The following is a 24420-nucleotide window of genomic DNA, read 5'->3' on the forward strand; positions in this document are numbered from 1 at the left end:
GTGGGGCTTCGCCAACGGCTGTGCGCCGACGACGGGTCCGCCGTCGCTGAGTTCTCGCTCGTCGCTGGTCTGCTCACACTGCTGACGGTGAGCGTGATCCAGCTGGGACTGGCGTTGCTGGTGCGCAATACGGTGCTGGATGCTGCCGCCGAAGGAGCCCGCACGGCGGCGTTGGCCGACTCGACACTGTCAGACGGCGCTGCCCTCACGCGGGAGCTCATCTCAACGGCGATCGGACCCGACTACGTGGGAGACATTGCCGTCTCATACGAGACCTGGAACGGCCAGCCCTGCGCTGAAGTGACGGTGACGACGACACTCCCGGTGATCGGGCTGATCGGCATTGACAGCGGTTTGGAGGTATCAGGGCATGCGGCTCGCGAAACGCTTGACTGATCCCCTGACCGAGGATCGCGGCTCGGCATCGCTCGAGTTCATCACGGCCGGCTTGATCCTTCTGGTTCCATTGGTCTATTTGGTCATCGCCCTCTCACAGATTCAGGGAGGATCCCTTGCCGTCACAGGGGCAGCCAAACAGGCGGCGCGCGTCTTCGTACTCGCCGACGACCCGAGTGTTGCGCTGACGCGCGTCGAGACGGCAGTGCGAGTCAGCCTCGCCGACTTCGGTGTGGACGCAGACGAGGCTCACGTCACGGTGACATGCGCCGATGGGTCTGGAGCAGAATGCCTGAGGCGCGGCGAAGTCGTGACCGTGACAGTGACCGCGGCGGTCGCCCTCCCGCTCGTCCCTGACGTCCTCGATGTTCGCCAAGCCGCGAGCGTTCCCGTTGAGGCGCATGCAGTTCAGAAAGTCTCGCGCTTCTGGGGCACGCCATGAAGCGCGCGACGGGGCGCAACGACGACGGCTCGACACTGATACTGACGATCTTCTACGGGGCGCTGTCTCTTCTGCTCATCCTGATCGTCGCTGCCGCGACGTCTCTGTATCTGGAGCGCAAGCAGCTCGTCAGCGTCGCTGATGCCGCGGCACTCGTCGGGGCTGAGGCCTTCTCCCTGTCTGACGTGCGCGCAGACGACGGCGCTCCCGCGCTGACACTGGACCCCGCCGACGTGGACCGGGCAGTGACGGCGTTTCTCGATGACCCCGCGTTTGCCGATCAGGACGACCTGACACTCGTCAGAGCAACGAGCAGAGACGGGGTGAGCGCAACGGTCACGGTGTCGAGCCAGTGGCAGCCGCCCGTCCTCACCCTGTTCGTTCCCGAGGGAATCCGCGTCGAGGTGACGAGTGTCGCGCGGTCAGTTTTCGAGTGACGGTCAATCTTCGAGAGAGGGGCGTCGCGGGGGCCGGCTGATGTAGCGGGGGAGCGACGTCGCCATCACGACGGCTCCGACAACGGCGAGACCACTGAGGGAGCCAGCGGCAACGGCGATCGATGCGAGTCCCGTGACACCGGCGATGACGAGAGGGCTCGTTGCCGCGCCAGCATCCGTCACGAACCTCCACGCGCCAAGGAACGGCGCCGGATTCCGAGGGCCGGCGAGGTCAGCACCCAAGGTCATCAGGATGCCGCTGCTAATCCCATTCGCGACAGCGAGAAGACCCGCCGCCACGCACATCCATACGACAGCCGATGGGACATCGTGTGTGAAGGCAAGCAGTGCCAAGCCCGCGCCGAGGCCGATGATCGGCGGCAGAGCTCCCCAGAGCCGACCGTACGTGTCCATGATGTGCCCGCTGACGTAAAAAAGTGCGAAGTCGACGGCGCCGGCAATGCCGATGATCAACGCCGTCGAGGCCTCGTCGACGCCGAGGCTCACCGCCCAGAGCGGGATAATCACGGTGCGTGCCGAGCGGAGCGCAGAGAGGATCGCGGCCCCGACTCCGACCGTCCCGAGCACCCGGCGATTGGCACCGATCGTCGCGATGATTCCCGTCGGCGGAACAGCGACCTCTGATGTGGTCGTCCTGACCGAGACACGGTGCGCCCGTGCGACCTTCTCTGGATCGGGAAGGACGAGGAGCACGATCGCTGCACTCAGGCAGAACACCACCATCGTCCAGTACACGCCCGCCATCCCGCCCGTGAGATGGATGATCGGTGCCGACAGCAGGGGGCCGATAAAGTGGCCGCCCCGGAACACGCCGCCGAGGAGCGAGAGAGAGCGGGCGCGAAATCTGATCGGAACATACGTCGTCATAAACGCGTGCCGGGCGAGGGCGAACACCGCGGTAGCAAGGCCAAGGACGAAGACTCCGATGCCCAGCACGAACGGGGTTGGGGCGAGCATGATTGCGACGGCCGATACGAGGGCGAGAGCGACGGCCGCGATCATCGCCGTGCGCTCGCCGATGCGGCTCACGAGAATGCCGCTCGGAATGTCCCCGACCAGCTCGCCGATTTTGAGCATCGCCGCGATGGCTCCGGCGATGGCGATGGTGGCGCCCAAGCTGGAGGCGGCCGCCGGGATCAGGGGGATGAGTGCCCCCTCGCCGATGCCGAAAAGCAGGGTCGGGAGGTAGACGGCGGCGGCGACAGTGCGCAGAGAGAACCCGGAATCGTCGTCGGCCATAACGAGTCCAGCCTAGTCACGGGCGGCTCAGCCAGTGGCCCTGTAGTGTGGGGAGACGATGCTAGACCTTGATATGAGCGCGGAGATCGACGCGCTGCGCGCGACCTTTGCCGATATTCGCACGGTGCTTGATGTCGACAAACTGACCGACGACATCGAGCGGCTGAGTGCCGAGGCATCGGCGCCGGGTCTGTGGGACGACACGGAGCGCGCCCAGCAGGTAACGAGCCGGTTGAGCCATGCACAGGCGGACCTCGCCCGGGTGAAGAGCGTCGAACAACGGATCGACGACCTCGAAGTGCTCGTCGAACTCGCCAACGAAGCGGGAGACGAGGAATCGGCGGACGAGGCGCGCACCGAACTCACGGGTCTTCAGCGCACGATCGCGGATCTCGAGATTCAGACGATGCTGAACGGCGAGTACGACGCACGACCCGCAGTGGTCACGATTCGGGCTGGGGCCGGCGGGGTGGATGCCGCTGACTTTGCCGACATGCTGCTGCGCATGTATCTGCGCTGGGCGGAGCATCACGGGTACGCGGCAAAGGTCCTCGACACAAGTTACGCCGAAGAGGCCGGCATCAAATCGGCGACGTTCGAAGTGGATGCGCCGTACGCGTTCGGCAAGCTGTCCATCGAAGCAGGCACGCACCGGCTCGTGCGGATGAGCCCTTTCAACTCGGCGGGCAAGCGGCAGACCAGCTTCGCGGCCGTCGAGGTGATCCCGCTCATGGAAGAGGCGACGGAGATCGAGATTCCCGACACGGACATCCGCATCGATGTCTTTCGGTCTTCCGGACCTGGCGGTCAGTCTGTGAACACAACGGACTCGGCCGTGCGAATTACGCACGTTCCCTCGGGAATCGTCGTATCGATGCAGAACGAGAAGAGCCAGATTCAGAACCGTGCGGCCGCCATGCGCGTTCTGCAGTCACGGCTCCTCCTGATGCAGCGCGAGCAGGAAGCAGCGAAGAAGAAGGAGCTGGCGGGCAGCATCACGGCGAGCTGGGGCGATCAGATGCGCTCCTACGTTTTGGCGCCGTACCAGATGGTGAAAGACCTGCGAACCGAATTCGAGGTCAACAACCCCAGCAACGTGTTTGACGGCGATCTCGACGGATTCATCGCGGCGGGTATCCGCTGGCGATCGATGAAAGACGCTTAAAACGCTGAATGCCGGACGCTGGGGTGAGTCGCTCCGCCGGTTGGCGTGCCGCCTGCTTAGGCTCTAAAGAGTCATGATTCGATTCGACACGGTCACCAAGAAATACCCGGGCAACCCGCGGCCGGCGCTCAACGGCGTCGACCTCGAGGTGCAGCGGGGCGAGTTCGTGTTCCTCGTGGGAGCCTCGGGGTCGGGAAAATCGAGCTGCCTGCAGCTGATTCTCAAAGAGCAGGGTCCGACACGCGGCACCGTGCACGTTCTTGGACACGATCTCGTATCGATCTCGAACCGCAAGGTTCCGTACTTCCGTCGTAACCTCGGTGTGGTCTTTCAGGACTTCCGACTCCTCACGACGAAGACTGTGTTTCAGAATGTCGCGTTTTCGCTGCAGGTGATCGGCAAATCGCGCGGCTTCGTGCAGGAGGCCGTCCCTGACGTCCTCAAACTCGTCGGCCTCGACGGCAAGGGCGGTCGCATGCCGCACGAACTCTCGGGAGGTGAGCAGCAGCGCGTCGCCATTGCCCGTGCCGTCGTCAATAAGCCGCAGATCCTCCTCGCCGACGAGCCGACGGGAAACTTGGACCCGGCGACGAGCGCCGGAATCATGCAGCTGCTTGAACGGATCAACGGCAACGGCACGACAGTCGTCATGGCGACGCACGAGGCAGCCATCGTCGACAGGATGCGCCGACGCGTCGTTGAGCTCGTGGACGGACGCGTCGTTCGCGACGAGACGAAGGGCGGCTACGGCGACACCGCGTCGATCATCGATATCACACCGCTGCCCGAGCGCGGCGAGCAGGCCGAGAAGGCGAAAGCAGAGGCAGAGGAAGCCGCGTCGACGCCGGATACTCATTCGGTCGCTGTTCCCGTGACCGTCGAATCGGTACCGGATGCTGCGCCCGCGGTGCCCGAAGACGCGGACGACACGGCGACGGACGCCGACACGTCAGAGCACTTGTCCCTCGCCGAGCGCCTCGGATTGCGCTCCAACTCCGATCGTGGCGATGACGAGCAGAATGTAGGACCGACCACATGAGGCTGAATCTCGTCCTGTCGGAGGCGCTCAACGGGCTGCGCCGCAATGCGTCGATGGTGATCTCGGTGATCCTCGTCACGTTCATCTCGCTCACCTTCGTGGGGGCGGCGGCTCTCATGCAGATGCAGATCGGCCAGATGAAGAACTACTGGTACGACCGTGCGCAGGTCGCGATCTACATGTGTACCGAGACGGATGCTGCCGTCGACGCGGCGTGTGCAGGCGGTGCGGCGACCCAGGAGCAGCTTGATGCTGTGAAGGCGCAGCTGGAAGACGAGACGCTGTCGCGATACATCCAGGAGTATTACTTCGAGGACCACGAACAGGCATATGAGAACTTCTCAAAGCAGTTCGAGGGCAACGAGATGACGGAGCTCGTGACACCGGAACAGTTCAATCAGACGTACTGGGTGAACTTGAAGGACCCGTCGCAGTCAGCGGTCCTCATCGAAGCGTTCTCGGACACCCCGGGCGTCGAGTCGGTGACGGATCAGCGTCAATACCTCGACCAGATCTTCAGCGTCCTCAACATCGCCAGCTACTCCGCCATCGGCATCGCCGGACTGATGCTGGTCGCGGCAGTTCTGCTCATTGCGACGACGATCCGGCTCTCCGCCTTCTCCCGCCGCAAGGAGATCGGGATCATGCGGCTAGTCGGAGCCTCGAATAGGTTTATTCAAACGCCGTTTATCCTCGAGGGCGTCTTCTCAGCGGTGATCGGGTCGATCCTTGCCGGTGGAGCCGTCGTCGCGCTCGTGCACTTCTTCGTTCAGGGATATCTCGCCCCGCGATTGCTGTTCATCAGTTTCGTCGACGTCGGTGATTCCTTCCTGGTCGTGCCGCTGTTGATCGTGATCGGAATCCTGCTGGCCGCGCTGAGCGCCAATTTCGCAATCAAGCGCTATCTCAAGATTTAGGCGCCACGGCTGATAGACTTGTGGGCTGCCTGCGCGAGCTTCGCGCGCAGCATCCCATGATCATTTGTGACGCATCGATGGAGTAGACCGTGCCGAAGGAACAAGGCGAGAGGGTTGTGGCCACCAACCGCAAGGCGCGGCACGACTACCTCATCGAGGACACCTATGAGGCCGGCCTCGTGCTGTGGGGAACCGAGGTGAAGGCCCTGCGCGAGGGGCGTGCCTCGCTCGTCGACGGCTATGCGTACATCGACAAGGGAGAGGCCTGGCTCGATGCCGTGCACATTCCGGAGTACATTCAGGGCACGTGGACGAACCACTCGCCGCGGCGCAAGCGCAAGCTTCTGCTGCACCGTCAGCAGATCACACGCATCAGCCACAAGATCGCTCCTGGTGGATACACGCTTGTTCCCCTGAAGATCTACTTCTCTGACGGTCGCGCCAAGGTCGAGATCGCTGTCGCCAAGGGTAAACGCGAGTTCGACAAACGTCAGGCGCTCCGAGAGCGGCAGGACAAGCGTGAGGCCGAAAGAGCCATGGCGACGCGCAACCGGCTGGGGGAGTGAACTCCTTCGGCCGCGGGGAATGAACCGGGGTATCGGCGTGTTATTCTCTAGTACTGCATCCAGTGGATGCCTGTCCGGTGAGAGCCGGGATTGACAAGTGAACAGCGTGTGATGATGGTCCGCTCGAACGAGCGCGCATGGGGATGATCGGTTTCGACACTGCCTGTGAGCCCACGAGAAGCGGGCCGAGGATCCGGGGTTATCTCGTTAACGCTCCCTGGAAACCAATAAGTGCCAACTCAAAGCGCACTGACTTCGCCCTCGCTGCCTAAGCGAGCCCGATAGTCCGTCAGACCGTGGGTGTTCCCGACACGGATCCTGGCGTCATTAAGGGGACTTGCTGCGTATTGATGTCTGAGCGATGCGCGGGACTTTTACTCAGGCTGGGCCCGTCAACCGCGATGCCTGTGGCAGAGGTTGGGGCCGAGTAGAACGCGACACAGGCTACGCCCGTAGAAGGCGTGGAATCTCAGCAGTGGACGGGGGTTCAATTCCCCCCATCTCCACCATCGACCATCGTCACACGCTGTCACTGTCAGAGATGAGGGTCGTCCGCGGGGCGGCCCTCATGTCGTTGATGGCGATGAATGCGTGCGCGCGATATGCGTCACGATTGCGTCATGCAACACGCCGTTCGTCGCCAGCGAGCTGCGCTCGGCGATACTGTTCGCCCCGTCGATAGCGGTGAAGCGACCGCCGGCCTCTTCGACGATGACCGCGAAGGGCGCGATGTCGTACTCCTTGACGTCGAACTCGGCGACCACGTCGATCAGCCCCTCGGCGAGCAGGCCATAGGACCACATGTCTCCGAACGCGCGGTCGCGCCACACGTCGCGCGACAGGTCGATGAGGGAGTCAAGGTACCCGGCTTCGTCCCACTGGGCGATGCTCTGGAAGCTCAGCGAGGCGTTTTCAATCGCATCGACGGATGACACGGTGAGGCGTCGCGGTTCGCCGCCGTTCTCGCTCAGCCACGCGCCTGTACCGCGCGCCGCCCACCAGCGCTTTCCGAAGGCGGGTGCGCTGGCGACTCCGACGACAGGCACGCCGTCGATGGCGAGGGCGAGAAGCGTCGCCCAATTGGGCACCCCGCGTAGAAAGTTGGCTGTGCCATCGATGGGGTCGATGATCCATTGCCGCCGGCTGTCGCCCTCGGTGCCGTATTCTTCGCCCAGGATGCCGTCATCGGGGCGTTCGCGGGCAAGAACGTCGCGGAGGGCGTGCTCGACGGCGAGGTCGGCATCGGTGACGTGCGTGTGGTCCGGCTTTGTCGAAATCGTGAGATCGGCCGTGCGGAATCGCGAGGCGGAGATCGCGTCAGCGGTGTCCGCGAGTGAGAGGGCAAGAGCGAGGTCGTCTGAGTACGAAGCAGTCACGCTGTCAAGCCTACTGGGCGCGACACTGGTCCAGCGGAGGACCGGATTCGGCTGATTTACGTGGCCGGGCACGGGGCACATGCTCGATTGGCGCAAGCCCCAGAAGTGATGCTAATGTTGACCCTCGGTTCGGGGTTTATTCTGAACCAGACACTAGGCACCTCTAGCTCAATCGGCAGAGCAACTGACTCTTAATCAGTGGGTTCCGGGTTCAAGTCCCGGGGGGTGCACGCGTAAAAGCCCGATCAGGTACACAATCTGATCGGGCTTCTTTTCGTTAAACGGTGCTTGAAATGCCCAAACTCTCCATTTACTCTCCCTTTTCAAAAAGACTCTGAAGCACCGCCGTCACGTCCGGCCCCTCTGACAAACGCTCGATGTAATGCTTCTTCGTGATCGCATCCGACGAGTGCCCCAGCTGACTCATTGCCGCCTCGGTTCCCATCTCCCTATCGAGCACCGTCGCGACGGCCTTGCGGAACGCACGCGGCGTCAATCCCTCGTACTCCGAATCCTTCAGGGCAGCACGCCATTGCCGGCGCATGTTGTTCTGCCACCGCAGCGTCCCCGTTGACGACGGAAACACCCATGACGTGTACGAGTCCACGCGACGTCGCAAAAGCATCTCTACGGCGAATGGGGCGAGCTTGAGGCCACGCTTCGAGGTGTCCGACTTCGGGTGATCCTGCACCATCAGTTTGCCGTCATCGCCCGTGATCACTGTGCCTCGAATGTCCACGGTCGGGGGAGTCTTGTCGAAGTCAATATGTTGCCACTCGAGTGCGAGCACTTCGGCTGTGCGTGCACCTGTCGCAACGTACATGTCGAGCAGATCGGTCATGTCGGTGTTGCGCACTGCGCCGCGTCCGTCCTTGCCTGTGTCGTAGGCGTGCATGAGCTCACGCACGGCGACAATCACGTCACGGTCAGGTGCAACAACATGCGTTTTCTTAGTGCGGATCGGTGCGGAGTCCCTGGCGGGGTTCGAGTCCATTACTCCGTGTCGAATCGCGAGCTTGAAAATATGCGAGAGTACGACACGGCAATTCTTCGCACGTCCGTCACCGCGGCTCTTGGCGACGGCCTTGATAAACCGGTCGATCCTCGGTGTTGTTGCCTCGCGTAGCCGGATCTCACCGACGCCTTTGTCGATGACCTTGTGGAGCACGTCTCGGTAGCTGCGCAATGTCCCCATTGCGGGATCGGTGGTTTCGTATTCTTCCAGCCATAGCTTGCCGACTTGGCTGATCGTTGAGTCGCGTGTGAGGGCTTCCAGGGATGGGGCGAGCCGGTCCTTCATCGCGGTCACGAGGTTGCGTTCGGCCTCCGCGCCGGACTTGCCGATACGTTGCATCTTCCGGGTGACTCCGTCGCTGTCGCGGTAGTTCGCAATCGCTGCATGTTTTCCAGGTGCGAGTTCGACGCGGCGGATCTTGCCCCATGTCTCAAGGACCAACGGTGGCCGTGCCATGGTGTGCCCCCTTCTGGGTGTGCTGTGGGGTGGACGAAGTCAGTGGGCGGGCGTACATTCGAACATAGATTCGAAAGGGTGATTTGATCGATGGTGATCCAGACGGTTGCAGAACTATGGGACGAGGCGAGGCGATACGGTGTTAGTCCCGCTGACCTGTTGCCATACGTGCAGTGGCGTCGGTGATGATTTCCTGTGGGGTTGTGCCGATGACCTCGCACACGCGGTAGAGAACCGGCATGGGGATCGGACGGACGCCGTCGAGGTAGCGGATCAGCGTCGATCTGTCGATGGGCGTCTCTTTCGCGACTTGCGCGATTGACTTGCGGTTGAACGCAGCCGCGGCACGAAGGAGCCCCCCTACGAGCGTGTTGAACCGTTCGGCCTCTTTTGTAGTCATATGGCTAAAGATAGCACACGAGCGGCTACAAAGTGTAGCCAAATAGGCACGCGTGTCGGCTTGACAGTAGCCAAGCGGCTACATACTGTTTAGGTATGGCTACAGATCACATCACCGCAGAGCAGGCAGACAAGGTTGCCGCAGCAGTAGAGCGGGCAGGCATGAGCCGTACAAAGCTCGCTGACCTCACCGGAATTCCCTACACGACGCTCGGACGCAAGATCAACGGGCACACCAGCTTCACCGCTGTAGAAATCTACGACATCGCGATTGCGCTCAACACTGCACCTGCAGCGCTGATGCCTCAGGTGCTGCTCTCAACTGCACGGAGCGCGGCCTGATGGCTGAGGTGTTCACAACAAAGCGTGCCGCCGAGTATTGCGGCCTTGCCGAGCAGACTCTCCGGAATCTTCTTCATGACGGACACGGGCCGGTCAGGTACAAGCAGGGACGCAAGAACGCGTTCTTCGCATCCGATCTCGACAAGTGGCTCGAGGGCCGCATCGCTCCCTTGGAGCGTGCAGCATGATCGCCACAGTCATTGGCTGGGCAATGGTTCTCGGCGCAGTGGTCTTGTTCGGTGGTCTGCTTACTGCTCCGTTTTGGGCGCGGTCGGTTGAGCCGGCGGATGATGCGCCCTGGTACGACCCGGACTTTGACCCTGATCGCATCCGTGACATTCGTTTGGACGACTGGGATGAACCGAACCCGCTAGACGACTAACACCCATTTTTCTTAGGCCTTGTGACGGTCAAGCGTCACTTGGTCGCTGGTTTGGCGTACCTGAAAACGCCCGTTTCAAGTGTGACGCGGTCATCCTGCCGCTATCAGCACAGCTTGGACCAACTACATAGAGAGCAACGTCCAGTCCCGGAGCGTATGACCAAGACCGGGGAACGGGAGAGCGAAGCCGCCCATTGGAGACGGCTGGGAGTTGCTGTGGTGCAGGGTAGCCAGTTCTTGGTCCTGCATGGGCGTGATGGAGAGTTCAAAGGCTGCGCTTTGTGCGTGTGAGTCCAATTCTGAAGCGCCGTATAGAGGTAGCGCCGGGTTAGCCGGTGAGCGCCAAGTCGTAGAAGCCCATCTATCGCAGTCTTGCGCGGGGGCCGTCACCGTCATGTGTGGCGGACGAGTCGCAGGGAAACGGGCTGGCGAGGTGAGCGTAAAGGCGTCGTGGAGAGTTCGAAGCTCTCCCACCTCACTAGGCGGTTGGTGCCACCGATCTTATTCGGCGGACAAGTCCACGAGCCGTCACCTTGTAAATAACTGACCCCCGCTGTCCTGGCCGACGGCGGGGGTCTTTAGCTGATTGGAGATACCAGCATGACTGATACTACGTGGCCGTACCCAACAACACCTGAACCGAAACGATCGTCTGCACCGCTCGCATGGGTGCTCGTCAGCATCCTCGCTGTCGGCGGCACGGCTGCCGGGATGGTGCAGTTCTCGATGGTGCAGGAACGTGACCAGCGCATCGAGAACCTCGGTGGCGTCATCAATGACCTCAACTACCAGCTAGAGCAGTGCAACGAGCAAGCGACGGCGTACAAAGACGCGAACATCGCGTTCACCGAGTCAGTCTCCGACTACCTCAGCGCTTTTCCTTTCGGCGAGCTCGACCTCACTGAGGCAACCCGCCATGTCGAGGACGCGAACGCATTTGAGTGTGTGTCATGAACCCGATGATCTGGGGCGAGGATTCCCCTCGAGCTCGTGTCACGGACCCGATCACGTCGCAGGTCGCGGCTGATCGCTCGGCGGTGACGTTGACGCCGTTGCGGAAGGCGGTTCTTGCGCTGATGTTCGTGCAGGGCAACGCGATGAAGGGTTCGGACATCAACTGGGCCTACGCGAAGCATCAACCGGCGCATGAGGAGCGGGGGTGGCCTCGTTGTCATTGGGATTCCCCACGCAAGAGAGCAGGGGAATTGGCCGCTGACGGGTTCCTCGTGATCGTGGGCCGGTCTGAGGGGGAGAGCGTGTATGCGCTTCCGGAGTTGAGGGAAGTATGAACGACCAGAGCAATCCTGACTGGGCTGACAATCTCGTGTCGATGCCGGGTGATGATCCGAAGACGGAACCCATCACCCTGCCGACGCGTGGGGCAGACAAGAACAAGGCCACACAGTTAGCTGTGGTCGGTCTGTTGCTTATCGGCGTGATCATCATCACCGTCATTTGGGCGGTCGGGTCATGAGAGCAACAGCGTTGCTGATCGTGTGCGCACTTGTTTGCACGGCGATCGCAGGGGTTCGGGGCGAGTGGGACGGTGTGTCTCTTCTCGCCCTCATTTTTATGGGCGGTGCGTTGATCGTCGCCTCCGTTGAGAAAGGCAATGAGAAACGATGACGTTCACACTGTTGGAACCACTCGAGCAGGACAGTCCCGAATGGCATGAGCAGCGCACCCATTCGCTTGGTGCATCCGAAGTTGCGGCGGTACTGGGGCTCAGCCCGTGGCAGACACCGCTTTCAGTGTGGCGGACGAAGCAAGGCATCCCGAACGAGATACCGGAAGATCTGGCGTTCTTCGGGCATCAGCTTGAGGAGCCGATCGCTAACTGGATCTCGTGGAAGCATCCCGAGGTTGGGCAGATCGATGTCGGGTTCGGTGCCCGGTCGGTTGAGCATCCATGGTTGACGGCGACGCCTGACAGGTCGGTTGGATCACTCGACACGGTGGGCCGCACCGACGACGGGGCGATGATCTACACGGCACAACCGAATTTCCGTTGCATCGAGTTGAAGACTTCCAGTGCCTACAGCAAGGACAAATGGGCGGATGGTGTACCCGACTACTACAGGGTGCAGGTCATCGTTCAGATGGGTGTCACCGGGGCTCGGAAAGCTCACCTCGCGGTGCTGCACGGCGGCAACTCCCCGGAACTGTACGACGTCGAATGGGACGCCGACGTATGGGAGCAGATCGTCAGACTCACCGACGAGTGGTGGCAAACATATGTTGTTGGTGGTGTGCAACCGGAACCGTCAACAATGGTCGAGCTTGAGGAGTCCAAGCAGAACACGGGCAACATGATCGACGGCGACGAACGGTTGCTGACGGCCTGGTATCTCGATGGTCTGGAACGGTCAGCGTATAAGGAAGCTGACGAGCAGATCGACGCTGTGAAACGTGCCTACAAGGAGTTGATGGCGAAGACCGGGGCGGACGGGCTCACCTATCAGGGCACCCCGTTGTACACGTTTAAGCGGACGAAGGATCGCCTGTCGTTCGACATGAAGGCGTTCGAGCAGGATCACCCGGACCTGGTGCAGCAGTACACGCGCACCGTTCCCGGCTCGCTGAGGTTTCTGCGTAAGAGCGTTGCCGAGTTCGAAGAGACACCGCCCGCCGAATGGGAACCGGGCAAGAAAGTTGTCGACGTGCTTGCTGAGTACGACGACCTCACGATTTGGAGGAATGGCAAGTGACGGATCTCAGTCAGAAGATCGCTACCAAAGCGGTCGAGCAGAAGAAGAACCCGACGATCGCAGATCATCTGAAGGCGTACGAGCCGGAGTTTCAGCGGGCGCTCGGTGAGTCGATGGATGCGGCAAAGTTCGCGCAGGACGCGTTGACTGCGATCAAGGCGACGCCGGCGCTTGGGCAGGCTGATGCACGATCGCTGTTCGGCGCATTGTTCCTCGCGGCGCAGCTGAAGCTTCCGGTCGGGGGCCCGTTGGCACAATTCCATTTGACGCCTCGCAAGGTGGGTGGCCAGCAGGTTGTTGTCCCTATCGTGGGATTTTCTGGCTATATCCAACTGGCGATGAACACGGGCCTGTACTCGAAGGTCTCCGCGTTCCTTGTGCACGAGAACGACTACTTCACCACCGGGGCGAACTCGGAGCGTGGCGAGTTCTACGACTTCAAACGTGCAACCGGTGACCGTGGGGAAACGTCCGGCGTTATTGCGTACGCGAAGGTCAAAGGGCTGGACGAATCGCAGTGGGTGTACGTGGATGCGGAAACGATGCGCACGAAGCACCGCCCGAAGTACTGGGAGAAAACGCCATGGAACGACTCAGAGGGCGAAATGTTCAAGAAGACGGGCATCAGGGTTCTGCAGAAGTATCTTCCGAAGTCGGCAGAGGCGGCACCGCTCGCTCAGGCTGCTGCGGCAGATCAGGCGGTGGTGAAGAAGCTCGACAATGTTCCCGAGTTGCAGGTCGAGCACGACGATGATGAACCGGAAACGATCGTCGCCCCCGAGGTAAAGGACAAACCGTGATGCTGCATGTGAAGTTCGATCAAGACGGCGCTCCCATCGGTATCGATTGGGAGCGTTTCGTTTCCGAGTACCTCGTGAAAGAGGAACCGGCATGACACTCAACGAACAGGTACAGACCGACGCGGGTCTTTTCGAGACGACGTTCACGTTCGACTGGGTGAAACCGCCGTTGTCTCTCAACTATCGGCTGCACCGTATGGCGGAGGCGAAGATCGTCAAGGATCTTCGGTCGCTGATGCACGCGAAGGCGAGACACGTGCCGGAGTTGGAACGCATCGAGGTGCGCCTTGTGTGGTTCGTGAAAGACCGGCGACGTCGCGACGACGAGAACCCAGTCGCCACACTCAAAGCCCTCTGCGATGGCTTGGTCGATGCCGAGGTTGTCCCTGACGACACCCGCGAGTTCATGGTCAAGCACATGCCGGAGATCCGGTACGAGAAGGGCTGCGTTCCGCATTTCGAGTTCACGCTGAAGGAGCTCGCATGACCGCGCATGACTGCCCGTGGGTTGGTGATTGTCAGTGTGCCCGTGACGCTATGCCGTGCTCGTGTGGACACCGGAACGTGTCTCACGGGTCAACGGTCAAGCAAACGTTTGTCGGCCTTGGAATGGGCGGCTGCGGGCTGTGCGGATGCAGAAACTTTGAGGTGTCGTCATGACCGACACAGCATTATTCGACATTGAGCCGGTGGAGCTGTGGTTCCAGGGCGTGCCCGATAAGTGCCGCGACTGTCACAAGCCGTGCAAGGCACCTGTGGCCGGTGGGTGTGACCGGCGAGGCCATTTCATTCTGTGCCAGCGATGCCTTGATGCTGCGCGTGAGAAAGCGAGGGCTGCCTGATGGGTAGTTGGTTTGAGGCTCCGTGTCCGCGTTGCGGGATTGTCCGTGAGGTGATGCCGGAGAAGAAGGGGAAGGTGTGCCGGGATTGCAAAGCAGTGCTCAACCCTGCCGAAAGGGAACTATGGGCAGCGTGAAGTATTCAAAGCGCATTCGCTATGAGCTCTCGCCAATCGCTGCCGCTTTTTTTACCGGGGCCGTTCACCTCGGATGTCCTCCATTCGGAAGACCCACTATGCAATGTCACAAGTGGGGTCGCTTTGCCAGGCCGGAAATGTCCCCAGAGCATCCACTTGTTTCGTCCGTCGGTCGCAAGCGTGTACTGCGTTCCCGCGTCCCAAAAAGATTCCCTCCCGGTTTCAGGGGGCTGCTCAATGTCGTACAAGGACTGCTGGCCGTGGTTGTGCACTTAACAACGCTATCCGGGCAGGTGGCATGATGGCCGCCCCCAAAACAGGGGTGGGTATCCACTCAGCAGGGAGGTCGTCATGGGCACCGTGATTCCAAAACGAGTCCGAGCAATCGTGCTCGAGCGTTCAGAGGGCCAGTGCGAGAGATGTTTCTCGGCTGGCCCTCTCGAGTTGCATCACCGGAAGTTCCGGAGCCGTGGTGGGAAACACACCGTCGAGAACCTCGTCGCGTTATGCGGATGGGGGAACCACACCGGTTGTCATGGCAAAGCGCACGCAAACGGCGACGGTGGGTGGTCGGTGCACTCGTGGGACAACGAGCTCTACATTCCCGTGCGTGATGACCGAGGCGTGCTGTGGATGCTCGGCAAAGACGGGCGAAAACACGAAATCACAGAACCACCGTTCTGAAAGAGAGGAGGTACCAAATGAGAATCAGATCGATCAAACCGGAGTTCTGGCGGTCGGATGATGTGAACGAAATGTCGATCGAGGATCGGCTTCTGTTCATCGGTCTCTGGTCATACGTCGACGACAACGGCGTCGGCATCGACCGAGTGTCCGATGTTTGCGCAGACCTGTTCGCTCATGACCTTTCAGTGAGCCCTCACGACACGCTCATGAGGGTTAAAGCAGGGTTGAACAGGCTTCACACGCAAGGCGTTATCAGCCGTTACGAGGTCGGGGCGAAGCGATTCCTTCACATTGCGAACTGGTCGAAGCACCAGAGGATCAACCGGCCTTCACCGGGGCGATACCCCTTGCCGGACAAGGGAACGGCGATTCAAAATGAGTCGATCACTGAGTCCTCACTGAGCGCTCATGAGTCCTCACTTCCCGGAGCAGGGGAACAGGGGAGCAGGGGAACAGAGGAACAGGGGAGTAAAGAACTTGCTCACCTGACGGCGAGCGTGTCATTCGAGGACTTCTGGTCTGTCTGGCAGAAGCGAGTCGCAAAGGCCGACGCTGAGAAGGCGTGGACGAAAGCGATCAAGAAGTCAGACCCGCAAGTCATCGTCGATGCGGCACACGCGTTGTGGTCGTCACCGTACCTGCCGGAAAGACAGTTCATCCCGTACCCGGCGTCATGGCTGAACGGTGAACGGTGGAACGACCCGCTACCTGAACCGCCAGAGCAGAAGAACCGTCCGTCACGGGATCAGGCGAACATGGCGTTCGTCGCACAGTTGGGCGTACAGAAGGGAATCGGATCATGAACCTGCAGGAAGCAGGGAAGCTGTTGCTGGTCGCGTCCGGGTTCGATCGTAGGGAAGTGTCGGAGCTCAACGCGACGGCATGGCATACGGCACTCGGGAAGCATTCTTATGACGAGTGCGAGCAGGCGGTAATTGCGCATTTCACGGACGCTGCGACACGTCATGAGTATTTGACGGTCGGGCATGTGCTCGATCGTGTGGAAGCTCAGGGGCGAATGAGTAAACGGGCTGTGGAGGCTGACGTGAGGTCTGCGAAGGCTCGAGGTTTGATCGACCGGTCGTACCCGGCACGTGAACCGTTGCCGGTGGATGTGGCGCGGAGGCTTGCTGAGGCTCGCCGGCGCGACATGGAGCAGGTGCAGGAGTTGGAGTCATGAGGGTGACGGTCGATATTCCGGACAGGGAGTGGTGGCGCATCGCCTCGGTTGCTGACCTTCGGGGTCAGAAGGTGGACGAGATGGTTGCGCAGATCGCGTTGGGTCTTGCCCATCCGGACCCTGTGCGGCGTTTGCATGCTGTCGGGATGACGGATGCGCAGATCGCGTCCGAGACGGGTTTGCTTCTGGGCACGATCGCGGCGCGACGTCGGAAGCTTGGGCTGCCGCCCAACAAGAAAAGATCAACGATTCGAAAGAGAGATGCAGCATGAGTAAGGCAACGACAACGGTTGAGGGTTTCGCGGCGGAACCGCGTATGGGGCAGACGCAGTCCGGCAAGGATGTGTTGACGGTTTCTGTGGGGCACACACCTCGTCGGAAGAACCAGCAGTCGGGTGAGTTCGAGGATGCTGGGCCGACGACATGGTTCGAGGCGGCGTTCTGGGAGCAGGATGCGCACGCGGTCGCAGGTGTTGTGTCGAAGGGCACGCTGGTGACGGTGACGGGTCAGCCTGAGTTGGAGGTGTTCACTCGCAATGATGGGAATCCGGGGGCGAAGGTGAAGCTGAAGTTCGCCACGCTCGGGGTTGTGCCGAGGGCTGAGCGTGCAGGGCAGGTGAACGGTGCTGGGTATGGGTCAGCACCTGCCGCCACCAATGCTGAGGCGTCTACGGGCGGCTGGTCGGACGAAGCGCCGTTTTAGCCATGGCGTATGAAGGTAAACCGCGAACCGACGAAGAGTTGGAGCGGTACATCAACAGTCAGGGGTCACGGGAAACCGTGGCCCTTTCTCATTCGTGTGCGCAATGCCGCACACCTTACGGGCGTAGCAGTGTGCCATGCCCAAACGACCTGAAAAGGGTGAAGCAATGACAAAAGGATTCGTAGCCAGCAACGGTTGGCATTTCGATGAAGACGGCACCTTGTACGACGCAAACGGTGACCTCGATGCATTTCCGGAGTCGGTGGCAAAGCTGGAACTGGCCTTCACTGAGCGCCGCGACGCCGAGCTTGGCCGGTGGCGCGACACTGTGGAGCCGCACATTGTTTGCTACTCGCGAGGACGGGACTACGTGCGCGTGACCTCCGAGAGGTCGGGTGAGTACTGGGAGTTCAAGCGGGGCAAGGTTGTCGCTGCATCGACCGCCGAATGTGCCGCTGAGCGCTACTTCCAGGCGCACTCCATCCGCAAGCCGCTGCCGACAGCCGAGGGTTTCTATGTGAACCGGTCGCTGTTCGTCCAGCAGGTGGCAACCGCGAGCATTCTCGTTCACTTCGAGGACGGCGGTTGGGGGTTCGAGGATGACCTGGGTTCGGATGCGACGGACATAGCCCAAGAATGGCACGACGCCGGTCAGCTTGTGCGTCTTGCACCGGTCGAAAGCGAGGTAGGCGAATGAGCAACAGTCCGGAATCACTGGAGATTGAGTACGAGATTCGGAAGGCGGTAGGTCTGTGACTGACGCATCCGAGAGCATCGACCTGGACACAAATATGGGCGAGAAGGTTCTAGATGCACTGAACGAAGGAGACAAGCGATGAGCACGAACGATGAGCTGATCGCGGCCGTCAAGGAGCACCTGGCGCACAACGTGTGGGATGACGAGATTTTCGTTCTTGCCGACCAGCTTGTGACAGCGCTCGAACAGGTAACCGCTGAGCGTGACGAGCTTCTCTCGGCGGAAGAGATGGCCGCTGAAGACCGAGGCAAGCTGATCGAGGATCTTCGAGCGAGCAAGAAGGAGCGGAACTCCCTGAGCCGCCTTCGAGAGCAGATGAGCTTTCGGCTCCGGTACGTCGAGGGGAAGCTCCGGGAGGCCGAGGCTGAGCGCGACGCATTGGCCGCTGTCGTGGAGCAGGTGCGCGACACTCTGGAGCATTACGACAGGCAGAAGGCGGATGTTGCACCTATTGACATTCTCGACATGCTCCCCGCCCCGTCTGTCGCGCTTGACCGCGTCAAGGCCGAAGCACTGAGGGAGGCGGCTCGCAGGTTCCGGTTCTACAAGGACTACGGTTACCGGGCTGTCGTCATGCTCGCTACAGAGAACTTTCTGAACGAGCGCGCTGACCGCATCGAGAAAGGCGAGGGCAATGACCAGTGAGTATGTGCCGACGACGGAGCAGGTGCGTGACGCGCACGCAGAGATGCGTTACCTGTCCAGCTACGGCCTCACGGGACGAGATGAAGCCAACGAGCTATTCGACCGATGGCTTGCCCAGGTTAGCGCTGAGGCACGCCGGGACGCACTACGGGAGGCTGCGGACGAGCGCGACCGGTACGCAGGTGACGCCGACGTTGTAAGCCGTTGGCTGCGCGCTCTCGCAGACAAGGAGCAGCCGTGACTCTCCGCATCGTGCCTGTCTCGTTCGCTGATGCGGCAGAGTTCGTGCGCGCGCACCATCGGCATCATGACGCGCCGGTCGGCCACAAGTTCAGTCTCGGTGTGGCTGACGGCGACAAGCTGGTCGGTGTTGCGATCGTGAGCCGCCCAGTGTCTCGTGTCCTTGCCGCTGAGGGAAACACACTCGAAGTGACACGTTCAGCGACGGACGGAACACGAAACGCGAACAGCATGCTCTACGCGGCTGCACGCAAGGCCGCGTTCGCGATGGGCTACGACCGGCTCATCACTTACACGCAGGACGGCGAGGGCGGTGCGAGCCTCAAGGCAGCTGGGTTTCGCGTGTTGGCTCAACGTCCTGCCAGAAAGGGGTGGTCGGTTCCCTCGCGTCCTCGCGTGAGCCGGAACACGGATAACGTGGCGCGCACTCTTTGGGAGTCCGCCGCAGACAAGGAGACACCATGAGCTTCATGCGCACGACCGCGGGCAACCTGTACTGCGACGGATGCATAATCGACGGCGCAAACACCGGATGCGATATCTCGTACTGTATCGACGCGGCAGACGACCAAGACCACAAAACAGGAGATATTGGGAGAGCTGAGGCATGACGCGTTGGCTCCCGTTCTTCTGCAAGCACGCGCACACGCGGTGTGTACATGGCGACGAGATCATTGCTCGCAACTTCCGTCGCGTCGCCTGCCTCGACTGTGAGCGCTCGCTGGCTGGGCCGCTTCCGAAGTTCTGCTACTCCACCGGCGAGAATCACCCCGGCACAGAATCGAATGATTCCGGGGGCAAATAATGCGCCCCGTGATTACAACCACTCTGCACGGCTGGTGTCTAACCAACCAGCACACCGACTGTGTGCACACCATCACCGGGCATTCGTGCGGGTGCAACTGCCACAAAGGAGAAACACCATGAGAGTGCGCGCATTCATTGTGGGGGTCGTAGCTGTTGCTACGGCCCTCATTCTTTTTCACATGTACGCCCCAAAGGTCTCGTACTGGATATTCACGAGAGGGGACAGGCAGTGAGCATTCTCGACACGTTGGACGAGCTCACGAAAGAGCGCAAAGACCACATCGTGCCCAAGAACGATGACGGCACGTTGGGCAAAGCGCAAAAGATCACAGTGAAACCGCTGATCGTGCAAATCCGGGAAGCGACGTATTCATCGTCAAACGCGAAGTCGGGGAGTGCAGCGCAACCGTCAACAAGATCGGTGCTCGACTTCGACGCCCTCACGATCTACGCGAACATCACATCGTGGATCAGAGCATGGTGCGTGCTCATCGAGTTGGAAACGCACAACGACCCCGTGTCTGACCTGCGGCGCTGGTACATGTACTGGTCGAGTCTCAACCCCGACGACAACGAGACCAGCGAACGGCACTCAAAGATGCGGGAATGGGTGCGACAGATCAAAGACCACCTAGACCCGCCGAAGGAATACACCCCCAAATATCCTTGCCCCGTCTGCGGTCACAGCGAATGGGGCGACATGATCAACGGGGGCGGGTTGTGGCCGGTGAAAGTGACCTACAGGCTCACAGAGGAAGGGTCACGGTACGACGACCGTGCACTGTGCCGGCGTTGCCAGATCGTTTGGGATGGTGCGGATGCGGTGGCCGAACTGGGAGAGGAAATGGTGGAACGACACGCGGAAGGTGGAAGTTGTTAACCCCCACCGATCTGGGGTAACATTGGTATTGCCTACCTACAATTGTCTAAATTTCAGGGTAGGCATTCGACTTTAAACAAGAATGGCGGTCATCCTCACGGGTGGCCGCTTTTTTTGTGCCCAAAACCTGCCGCCGCCCAATACCTAGAACAGGTCGATCCCGTCACGCTGGTGTCCACCCCGGCAAGCACGGACGCAGACCTACAGGCGGCGGCACCTATTGGCGTAGCTCAACTGGAAGAGCGCCGGTCTCCAAAACCGGAGGTTGTGGGTTCGAGTCCCGCCGCCTTTGCACATGAAAGACCTGCCAGCGGGTTGTGCCGCGCTGAGACCCTGCCTGTGGTCGAGAGCAGGAAACAGGCCGGTCGCAGAGCCTCATGGTGCTCGTGCGGCCACGGGCGGGCGACATAGAACCACAGGTGCAGACGTGCACGGTCACTACTTGCCCGCCCACACAAGCACGGAGGTAGCATGACCGCGCTCGGTATCGTCCTCGCACATCTCGTCGGTGACTACCTGATCCAGTCGCACTGGATGGCAACACGCAAAACCGAGGCATGGGGGCCAGCTATTGCACACGGGGTTACGTACACAATCCCGTACATGCTGGTCACGCAATCGCCTGCAGCACTCGCGGTCATTGCGGTCACTCACATCGTCATTGACCGGTATCGGCTCGCGAAGCATCTTATGTGGCTAAAGAACCAACTTGACCCGACGCCCTCGCGCCCGACATGGGCAGAAGCGAAGACCAACGCTGGGTACAGCGCAAGCACACCGCCGTGGATGGCGACATGGCTAATGATCATCGCTGACAACACTCTGCACCTGCTGATCAACACGGGCGCGGTCATCTGGTTGTAGAAGCGGGAGGCAATTTTGAGCACAAAGCAGTGCGCATGTGGGGCACTCATGGAGAAACGCGGCGCATACGTCATCTGCTCCCATTGTGACGAAGGCAACTGCCCAGACCGCTGCCCCCGATGCATCAAATACAACGCCGGCACCGCTAGGAAGCTGAGTCAACGATGAACGACCCCATCGACATCCTCGTCAACGTCCCAGACGGCCCAGACGCAGAAGCACGAGCAATCGAAGCGATCCAGGCCGAAGCCGACAACCAAGGCTGCACCATCGTCTCCGAACCCTCATTCCAATCCCACGCCTACATCAAACACGACGACACATGGGTGAAAGTCGCACGATACGCCGCAAGAGGCGAACAATGAACGACCCACACCTCGACCCCATCGTCGCCACCTGGGACACCAGGACGTTAGAAGACGTCAGGGTCGCACTACAGAGCATCCCAGCACTCGAGTACCAGTGCGAGTACTGCGGATCGAACTACTCCAGTGCCACCGCAGCATGGGCATGTGAAGACGACTGCTTAGACATGAGGCCACGAGACTAACCCCGGAGGGAAGCGATGGCGACTCAACTGCATAACGCAAACGGAAGCCGCAGACGCGCCCTCGTCAAGCGAGTACTCGCAGAAGAACACACCTGCGCCCTATGCGACCGCCCCCTCGACAAGACACTCACATTCACCCCCGGGGCCCACGGCAAGAAATGCCCCGGACCCCCATGCGCCGGATGCATACCCGACCCCCTCCGGGTAGAAGTCGATGAAGACATCCCCCGGTCACGAGGCGGCTCACCATACGACCGATCCAACTGCCACGCAATGTGCAGACGGTGCAACCAATGGAAGTCAACGATGACACTCGCCGAAGCACGCGAGAAGCTACACGGCGACCCAACAGCGCTACACACACCAACGCAAGCATCACCAATCTGGTGAACAAACACGCGAACACGCGAACTACACGCTGAAACGCGCTGTAAGACGATCTAAGGCACAAAGAAGCGATACGACGTACGCCCCTAGATGCGGTCAAAGAAACGCGTCAAACGCGCTCACCGAGCCGGACAACCACGACCAGGGCACCCACCCCCGCCCCCAGGCGCACAGGCCCACCCCGCGGTCAGTGCCTATTTATCCGTAACGTTTTTCCACACCACCCAAGGGGGTTCTGATGGCTTCTGCTCGTAAGAATCTGCGTGCTGTGGGTCCGAACGATAAGCCGGTTGCGAAGTTGTCGGTATCTCAGGCTGCGGCCACCGGTGATCATCGTTCTTTGTTGGTGGCGATGCGTGAGCGTATTGCGGCGACGGTTTCGAATCCGGATTGTCCGCCTCGTGACTTGGCGGCGTTGACGCGCCGGTTGCAGGACATTGCGAAGGAGATCGAGCAGATCGATCTGCGTGCGAAGGAGGACGGTGCTGATGCCGCCGACGTTGCAGCAGACGAAGAATGGGACGCCTCGGCTCTCTGAGCAGGCTAAGCATCTTTCGGTTCCTGCCGACATCACTTCGACGGGTTGGCCCGCCGTTCGGAAGACTTGCATTGACAAGCTCGGTGCTGAGTTCGACCCGTGGCAGGACGGCGCTGGTCGTGTGATTCTGTCCAAGCGTCTCGACGGCAACCTTGCGGTGATGATCGATGGCGTTGGCATGTCTTTGCCGCGTCAGGTCGGTAAGACGCATTTGATCGGTTACATGGTGTTCGCGCTGTGCGTGAATAATCCTGGCCTGTTGGTGATTTGGACTGCGCATCATTCGGCTACTTCGAGTGAGACGTTTCTCGCGATGCAGGGGATGGCGCAGCGTGCGAAGGTTGCCCCCCATATCGCACAGGTGTTCAAAGGTTCGGGCGACGAAGAGGTTCGTTTCGTCAACGGGTCACGCATCTTGTTTGGTGCTCGCGAACGTGGGTTCGGTCGAGGCATCCCTGGTGTCGATGTTCTGATTTTCGATGAGGCTCAGATCCTGTCCGATAAGGCGATGTCGAACATGCTCGCCACGATGAACACTTCGCAGTTCGGGTTGCAGCTTTACATTGGTACGCCGCCGAAGCCCGAGGATAACAGCGAGACGTTCAAGCGAATGCGGCGTGAGGCGCTCGCCGGCACGCTGGTTGATGGGGCCTGGATTGAGTTCGGTGCTGACCCGGATGCTGATAGTGAGAGCCGCCAGCAGTGGCGCAAGGCGAATCCGTCGTTTCCGAAGCGTACGCCGGTTCAGTCGATGCAGCGGTTGAAGCGGAAACTTACACCTAGCGACTGGCGGCGTGAGGGCCTTGGCATCTGGGACGACGACCAAGAAGGTTCCCGCGCGATATCTGCTGAGACGTGGCGGGCACTCGAGGGTGAGCCAGCGGCTGATGGGTTCCCGTCGTATGCGGTGGCGTTCTCGAAGGACGGCATGCGTATGTCGGTCGGTGGCGGATTCAAGTCTCCGAGCTCGGGTGTTGTGCATATCGAGTTGATCGATGACCCGTATGTGGGTGCTGTGGAGGGTGGCCTGTCGCCGTTGGTGAAGTGGTTCACGGAACGCAACGAGGCTGCCACTCCGCGTTGGCGTCGTGCTGGCGCGATTGTGCTTTCTGGTTCGGCTGGCGCGGGGGTGTTGAAGCAGATGCTTGTGCAGGCTGGCGTGAATGAGAAGCGGGTCATTGTGGCGAATACATCTCAGTATTTGCAGGCGTGCGAGATGACTCGTAATGCGGCTGAGGAGAGATCGCTGACGCATAAGCCGGATGGGCAGGTTGCGCTTGATGATTCTGTCGCTGTGTGTGACCGGGATAAGCGTGGCGGCTGGAGGGCAACTGTCCCTGGTGGGGATGAGACGCCCATTGAGGCTGTGAGTTTGGCCCTGTGGGGTGCGAAGACGACGAGGCGGAAACCGAAGGGTGACCGTGAGGAGCGGAAGGCGAAGATTCTATGAGTGTATTTGGCACGCCTCCCGTGGATCTTGGTGCAGACTCGGATCTTCTTGGTGAT

General features: G+C 60.7%; 35 protein-coding genes, 1 tRNA gene and 1 other RNA gene. 33 read left to right on the forward strand and 4 right to left on the reverse strand.

Annotation, left to right across the window (positions count from 1 at the left end; genetic code table 11):
- Genes OK352_RS07750 through OK352_RS07760 form a run of 3 tightly spaced genes read left to right on the forward strand, consistent with a single transcriptional unit; the run spans position 1 to position 1275 of the window.
- Entirely contained in the window at positions 1-396 is a 396-nt protein-coding gene (locus tag OK352_RS07750; protein ID WP_265140894.1) for a TadE family protein, read from the forward strand.
- Positions 371-838 (forward strand): TadE family protein, encoded by a 468-nt coding sequence (locus tag OK352_RS07755; protein WP_265140895.1) that lies wholly within the window; start codon positions 371-373, stop codon positions 836-838. The genes OK352_RS07750 and OK352_RS07755 overlap by 26 nt, the downstream gene beginning before the upstream one ends.
- On the forward strand, positions 835-1275 hold the full coding sequence (locus tag OK352_RS07760) for a pilus assembly protein TadG-related protein (RefSeq protein WP_265140896.1): 441 nt from the start codon (positions 835-837) through the stop codon (positions 1273-1275). The genes OK352_RS07755 and OK352_RS07760 overlap by 4 nt, the downstream gene beginning before the upstream one ends.
- 3 nt (positions 1276-1278) lie before the next feature.
- Here OK352_RS07760 and OK352_RS07765 read toward each other — a convergent pair whose 3' ends face one another.
- A complete protein-coding gene (locus OK352_RS07765; RefSeq protein WP_265140897.1) occupies positions 1279-2535 on the reverse strand; it encodes an MFS transporter in 1257 nt (418 codons plus the stop codon).
- A 58-nt stretch (positions 2536-2593) separates the two neighbouring features.
- On the opposite strand from OK352_RS07765, the gene prfB reads away from it, so the two are divergent.
- The 5 genes from prfB to ssrA all read left to right on the forward strand — a co-directional run bounded on the left by prfB (position 2594) and on the right by ssrA (position 6731).
- The gene (gene prfB / locus OK352_RS07770; protein WP_265140898.1) at positions 2594-3700 is read left to right on the forward strand and encodes a peptide chain release factor 2; all 1107 of its coding nucleotides are present in this window, start codon (positions 2594-2596) and stop codon (positions 3698-3700) included.
- A 73-nt stretch (positions 3701-3773) separates the two neighbouring features.
- The gene (ftsE, locus tag OK352_RS07775) at positions 3774-4739 is read left to right on the forward strand and encodes a cell division ATP-binding protein FtsE (RefSeq protein WP_265140899.1); all 966 of its coding nucleotides are present in this window, start codon (positions 3774-3776) and stop codon (positions 4737-4739) included.
- Positions 4736-5656, forward strand: a complete 921-nt coding sequence (gene ftsX / locus OK352_RS07780; RefSeq protein ID WP_265140900.1) for a permease-like cell division protein FtsX — start codon at positions 4736-4738, stop codon at positions 5654-5656. The genes ftsE and ftsX overlap by 4 nt, the downstream gene beginning before the upstream one ends.
- Before the next feature lie 89 nt (positions 5657-5745).
- Positions 5746-6222 (forward strand): SsrA-binding protein SmpB, encoded by a 477-nt coding sequence (gene smpB, locus OK352_RS07785; RefSeq protein ID WP_265140901.1) that lies wholly within the window; start codon positions 5746-5748, stop codon positions 6220-6222.
- A gap of 139 nt (positions 6223-6361) precedes the next feature.
- Positions 6362-6731: a transfer-messenger RNA gene (gene ssrA, locus OK352_RS07790) on the forward strand.
- 57 nt (positions 6732-6788) lie between these two features.
- Here the strand turns inward: ssrA and OK352_RS07795 are convergent.
- Positions 6789-7598: an inositol monophosphatase family protein gene (locus OK352_RS07795; RefSeq protein WP_265140902.1), complete on the reverse strand. Its 810-nt coding sequence runs from the start codon at positions 7596-7598 to the stop codon at positions 6789-6791.
- Positions 7599-7755: 157 nt separating this feature from the next.
- On the opposite strand from OK352_RS07795, the gene OK352_RS07800 reads away from it, so the two are divergent.
- Positions 7756-7828 (forward strand) — tRNA-Lys (locus OK352_RS07800).
- 80 nt (positions 7829-7908) lie between these two features.
- Here the strand turns inward: OK352_RS07800 and OK352_RS07805 are convergent.
- Positions 7909-9069 (reverse strand): tyrosine-type recombinase/integrase, encoded by a 1161-nt coding sequence (locus OK352_RS07805; RefSeq protein ID WP_265140903.1) that lies wholly within the window; start codon positions 9067-9069, stop codon positions 7909-7911.
- A 142-nt stretch (positions 9070-9211) separates the two neighbouring features.
- Positions 9212-9469 (reverse strand): helix-turn-helix domain-containing protein, encoded by a 258-nt coding sequence (locus OK352_RS07810; protein ID WP_265140904.1) that lies wholly within the window; start codon positions 9467-9469, stop codon positions 9212-9214.
- A 95-nt stretch (positions 9470-9564) separates the two neighbouring features.
- Here OK352_RS07810 and OK352_RS07815 point away from each other — a divergent pair, with 95 nt between their 5' ends.
- The 24 genes from OK352_RS07815 (at position 9565) to OK352_RS07930 (ending at position 24364) form a co-directional block, all read left to right on the forward strand.
- On the forward strand, positions 9565-9810 hold the full coding sequence (locus tag OK352_RS07815; protein ID WP_265140905.1) for a helix-turn-helix domain-containing protein: 246 nt from the start codon (positions 9565-9567) through the stop codon (positions 9808-9810).
- Complete coding sequence (locus tag OK352_RS07820) at positions 9810-9998, forward strand: helix-turn-helix domain-containing protein (protein WP_265140906.1); 189 nt, start codon at positions 9810-9812, stop codon at positions 9996-9998. The genes OK352_RS07815 and OK352_RS07820 overlap by 1 nt, the downstream gene beginning before the upstream one ends.
- A complete protein-coding gene (locus OK352_RS07825; protein WP_265140907.1) occupies positions 9995-10192 on the forward strand; it encodes a hypothetical protein in 198 nt (65 codons plus the stop codon). Before OK352_RS07820 ends, OK352_RS07825 begins: the two co-directional genes overlap by 4 nt.
- Positions 10193-10792: 600 nt before the next feature.
- Entirely contained in the window at positions 10793-11146 is a 354-nt protein-coding gene (locus OK352_RS07830) for a hypothetical protein (protein WP_265140908.1), read from the forward strand.
- Entirely contained in the window at positions 11143-11481 is a 339-nt protein-coding gene (locus OK352_RS07835) for a hypothetical protein (protein ID WP_265140909.1), read from the forward strand. Before OK352_RS07830 ends, OK352_RS07835 begins: the two co-directional genes overlap by 4 nt.
- Positions 11478-11666: a hypothetical protein gene (locus OK352_RS07840; protein WP_265140910.1), complete on the forward strand. Its 189-nt coding sequence runs from the start codon at positions 11478-11480 to the stop codon at positions 11664-11666. The genes OK352_RS07835 and OK352_RS07840 overlap by 4 nt, the downstream gene beginning before the upstream one ends.
- A gap of 148 nt (positions 11667-11814) precedes the next feature.
- A complete protein-coding gene (locus OK352_RS07845; protein WP_265140911.1) occupies positions 11815-12900 on the forward strand; it encodes a YqaJ viral recombinase family nuclease in 1086 nt (361 codons plus the stop codon).
- Positions 12897-13700: a recombinase RecT gene (locus OK352_RS07850; protein WP_265140912.1), complete on the forward strand. Its 804-nt coding sequence runs from the start codon at positions 12897-12899 to the stop codon at positions 13698-13700. Before OK352_RS07845 ends, OK352_RS07850 begins: the two co-directional genes overlap by 4 nt.
- 91 nt (positions 13701-13791) lie before the next feature.
- Complete coding sequence (locus OK352_RS07855; RefSeq protein WP_198248158.1) at positions 13792-14187, forward strand: RusA family crossover junction endodeoxyribonuclease; 396 nt, start codon at positions 13792-13794, stop codon at positions 14185-14187.
- Between the two features lie 840 nt (positions 14188-15027).
- On the forward strand, positions 15028-15360 hold the full coding sequence (locus OK352_RS07860; RefSeq protein ID WP_265140913.1) for an HNH endonuclease: 333 nt from the start codon (positions 15028-15030) through the stop codon (positions 15358-15360).
- A gap of 17 nt (positions 15361-15377) precedes the next feature.
- On the forward strand, positions 15378-16166 hold the full coding sequence (locus OK352_RS07865) for a hypothetical protein (protein WP_265140914.1): 789 nt from the start codon (positions 15378-15380) through the stop codon (positions 16164-16166).
- Positions 16163-16543, forward strand: a complete 381-nt coding sequence (locus tag OK352_RS07870; RefSeq protein ID WP_265140915.1) for a hypothetical protein — start codon at positions 16163-16165, stop codon at positions 16541-16543. Before OK352_RS07865 ends, OK352_RS07870 begins: the two co-directional genes overlap by 4 nt.
- Complete coding sequence (locus tag OK352_RS07875; RefSeq protein WP_265140916.1) at positions 16540-16815, forward strand: hypothetical protein; 276 nt, start codon at positions 16540-16542, stop codon at positions 16813-16815. The genes OK352_RS07870 and OK352_RS07875 overlap by 4 nt, the downstream gene beginning before the upstream one ends.
- Positions 16812-17246: a single-stranded DNA-binding protein gene (locus OK352_RS07880; RefSeq protein ID WP_265140917.1), complete on the forward strand. Its 435-nt coding sequence runs from the start codon at positions 16812-16814 to the stop codon at positions 17244-17246. Before OK352_RS07875 ends, OK352_RS07880 begins: the two co-directional genes overlap by 4 nt.
- 166 nt (positions 17247-17412) lie before the next feature.
- Positions 17413-17943 carry a hypothetical protein gene (locus tag OK352_RS07885; protein ID WP_265140918.1) on the forward strand — a complete coding sequence of 177 codons (531 nt, stop codon included), beginning with the start codon at positions 17413-17415 and terminating at the stop codon, positions 17941-17943.
- Between the two features lie 138 nt (positions 17944-18081).
- On the forward strand, positions 18082-18648 hold the full coding sequence (locus tag OK352_RS07890; protein WP_265140919.1) for a hypothetical protein: 567 nt from the start codon (positions 18082-18084) through the stop codon (positions 18646-18648).
- The gene (locus OK352_RS07895; protein ID WP_265140920.1) at positions 18638-18889 is read left to right on the forward strand and encodes a hypothetical protein; all 252 of its coding nucleotides are present in this window, start codon (positions 18638-18640) and stop codon (positions 18887-18889) included. The genes OK352_RS07890 and OK352_RS07895 overlap by 11 nt, the downstream gene beginning before the upstream one ends.
- On the forward strand, positions 18886-19353 hold the full coding sequence (locus OK352_RS07900; RefSeq protein WP_265140921.1) for an XF1762 family protein: 468 nt from the start codon (positions 18886-18888) through the stop codon (positions 19351-19353). The genes OK352_RS07895 and OK352_RS07900 overlap by 4 nt, the downstream gene beginning before the upstream one ends.
- The gene (locus OK352_RS07905) at positions 19350-19499 is read left to right on the forward strand and encodes a hypothetical protein (protein ID WP_265140922.1); all 150 of its coding nucleotides are present in this window, start codon (positions 19350-19352) and stop codon (positions 19497-19499) included. Before OK352_RS07900 ends, OK352_RS07905 begins: the two co-directional genes overlap by 4 nt.
- Positions 19500-19924: 425 nt before the next feature.
- Positions 19925-20575, forward strand: coding sequence for a hypothetical protein (locus OK352_RS07910; protein ID WP_265140924.1), 651 nt, complete (start codon positions 19925-19927; stop codon positions 20573-20575).
- 471 nt (positions 20576-21046) lie between these two features.
- Positions 21047-21439: a DUF3307 domain-containing protein gene (locus tag OK352_RS07915; protein ID WP_265140925.1), complete on the forward strand. Its 393-nt coding sequence runs from the start codon at positions 21047-21049 to the stop codon at positions 21437-21439.
- Positions 21440-21603: 164 nt separating this feature from the next.
- Complete coding sequence (locus tag OK352_RS07920) at positions 21604-21804, forward strand: hypothetical protein (RefSeq protein ID WP_265140926.1); 201 nt, start codon at positions 21604-21606, stop codon at positions 21802-21804.
- Positions 21805-22614: 810 nt separating this feature from the next.
- Complete coding sequence (locus OK352_RS07925) at positions 22615-22914, forward strand: hypothetical protein (protein WP_265140927.1); 300 nt, start codon at positions 22615-22617, stop codon at positions 22912-22914.
- Positions 22865-24364: a terminase large subunit domain-containing protein gene (locus tag OK352_RS07930; RefSeq protein WP_265140928.1), complete on the forward strand. Its 1500-nt coding sequence runs from the start codon at positions 22865-22867 to the stop codon at positions 24362-24364. Before OK352_RS07925 ends, OK352_RS07930 begins: the two co-directional genes overlap by 50 nt.
- The last annotated feature ends 56 nt before the right edge of the window (positions 24365-24420 follow it).

This window comes from Microbacterium sp. MPKO10, from assembly GCF_026107415.2.
GTDB lineage: Bacteria > Actinomycetota > Actinomycetes > Actinomycetales > Microbacteriaceae > Paramicrobacterium.

What these genes read in the sequence shown, in the direction of transcription:
- OK352_RS07755 (WP_265140895.1), top strand. Translation starts at nt 371, where the DNA reads ATGCGGCTCGCGAAACGCTTGACTGATCCCCTGACCGAGGATCGCGGC.
- OK352_RS07760 (WP_265140896.1), top strand. Translation starts at nt 835, where the DNA reads ATGAAGCGCGCGACGGGGCGCAACGACGACGGCTCGACACTGATACTG.
- OK352_RS07765 (WP_265140897.1), bottom strand. Translation starts at nt 2,535, where the DNA reads ATGGCCGACGACGATTCCGGGTTCTCTCTGCGCACTGTCGCCGCCGCC.
- prfB (WP_265140898.1), top strand. Translation starts at nt 2,594, where the DNA reads ATGCTAGACCTTGATATGAGCGCGGAGATCGACGCGCTGCGCGCGACC.
- ftsE (WP_265140899.1), top strand. Translation starts at nt 3,774, where the DNA reads ATGATTCGATTCGACACGGTCACCAAGAAATACCCGGGCAACCCGCGG.
- ftsX (WP_265140900.1), top strand. Translation starts at nt 4,736, where the DNA reads ATGAGGCTGAATCTCGTCCTGTCGGAGGCGCTCAACGGGCTGCGCCGC.
- OK352_RS07805 (WP_265140903.1), bottom strand. Translation starts at nt 9,069, where the DNA reads ATGGCACGGCCACCGTTGGTCCTTGAGACATGGGGCAAGATCCGCCGC.
- OK352_RS07810 (WP_265140904.1), bottom strand. Translation starts at nt 9,469, where the DNA reads ATGACTACAAAAGAGGCCGAACGGTTCAACACGCTCGTAGGGGGGCTC.
- OK352_RS07815 (WP_265140905.1), top strand. Translation starts at nt 9,565, where the DNA reads ATGGCTACAGATCACATCACCGCAGAGCAGGCAGACAAGGTTGCCGCA.
- OK352_RS07820 (WP_265140906.1), top strand. Translation starts at nt 9,810, where the DNA reads ATGGCTGAGGTGTTCACAACAAAGCGTGCCGCCGAGTATTGCGGCCTT.
- OK352_RS07825 (WP_265140907.1), top strand. Translation starts at nt 9,995, where the DNA reads ATGATCGCCACAGTCATTGGCTGGGCAATGGTTCTCGGCGCAGTGGTC.
- OK352_RS07830 (WP_265140908.1), top strand. Translation starts at nt 10,793, where the DNA reads ATGACTGATACTACGTGGCCGTACCCAACAACACCTGAACCGAAACGA.
- OK352_RS07835 (WP_265140909.1), top strand. Translation starts at nt 11,143, where the DNA reads ATGAACCCGATGATCTGGGGCGAGGATTCCCCTCGAGCTCGTGTCACG.
- OK352_RS07840 (WP_265140910.1), top strand. Translation starts at nt 11,478, where the DNA reads ATGAACGACCAGAGCAATCCTGACTGGGCTGACAATCTCGTGTCGATG.
- OK352_RS07845 (WP_265140911.1), top strand. Translation starts at nt 11,815, where the DNA reads ATGACGTTCACACTGTTGGAACCACTCGAGCAGGACAGTCCCGAATGG.
- OK352_RS07855 (WP_198248158.1), top strand. Translation starts at nt 13,792, where the DNA reads ATGACACTCAACGAACAGGTACAGACCGACGCGGGTCTTTTCGAGACG.
- OK352_RS07860 (WP_265140913.1), top strand. Translation starts at nt 15,028, where the DNA reads ATGGGCACCGTGATTCCAAAACGAGTCCGAGCAATCGTGCTCGAGCGT.
- OK352_RS07865 (WP_265140914.1), top strand. Translation starts at nt 15,378, where the DNA reads ATGAGAATCAGATCGATCAAACCGGAGTTCTGGCGGTCGGATGATGTG.
- OK352_RS07870 (WP_265140915.1), top strand. Translation starts at nt 16,163, where the DNA reads ATGAACCTGCAGGAAGCAGGGAAGCTGTTGCTGGTCGCGTCCGGGTTC.
- OK352_RS07875 (WP_265140916.1), top strand. Translation starts at nt 16,540, where the DNA reads ATGAGGGTGACGGTCGATATTCCGGACAGGGAGTGGTGGCGCATCGCC.
- OK352_RS07880 (WP_265140917.1), top strand. Translation starts at nt 16,812, where the DNA reads ATGAGTAAGGCAACGACAACGGTTGAGGGTTTCGCGGCGGAACCGCGT.
- OK352_RS07885 (WP_265140918.1), top strand. Translation starts at nt 17,413, where the DNA reads ATGACAAAAGGATTCGTAGCCAGCAACGGTTGGCATTTCGATGAAGAC.
- OK352_RS07890 (WP_265140919.1), top strand. Translation starts at nt 18,082, where the DNA reads ATGAGCACGAACGATGAGCTGATCGCGGCCGTCAAGGAGCACCTGGCG.
- OK352_RS07895 (WP_265140920.1), top strand. Translation starts at nt 18,638, where the DNA reads ATGACCAGTGAGTATGTGCCGACGACGGAGCAGGTGCGTGACGCGCAC.
- OK352_RS07905 (WP_265140922.1), top strand. Translation starts at nt 19,350, where the DNA reads ATGAGCTTCATGCGCACGACCGCGGGCAACCTGTACTGCGACGGATGC.
- OK352_RS07915 (WP_265140925.1), top strand. Translation starts at nt 21,047, where the DNA reads ATGACCGCGCTCGGTATCGTCCTCGCACATCTCGTCGGTGACTACCTG.
- OK352_RS07920 (WP_265140926.1), top strand. Translation starts at nt 21,604, where the DNA reads ATGAACGACCCCATCGACATCCTCGTCAACGTCCCAGACGGCCCAGAC.
- OK352_RS07925 (WP_265140927.1), top strand. Translation starts at nt 22,615, where the DNA reads ATGGCTTCTGCTCGTAAGAATCTGCGTGCTGTGGGTCCGAACGATAAG.
- OK352_RS07930 (WP_265140928.1), top strand. Translation starts at nt 22,865, where the DNA reads ATGCCGCCGACGTTGCAGCAGACGAAGAATGGGACGCCTCGGCTCTCT.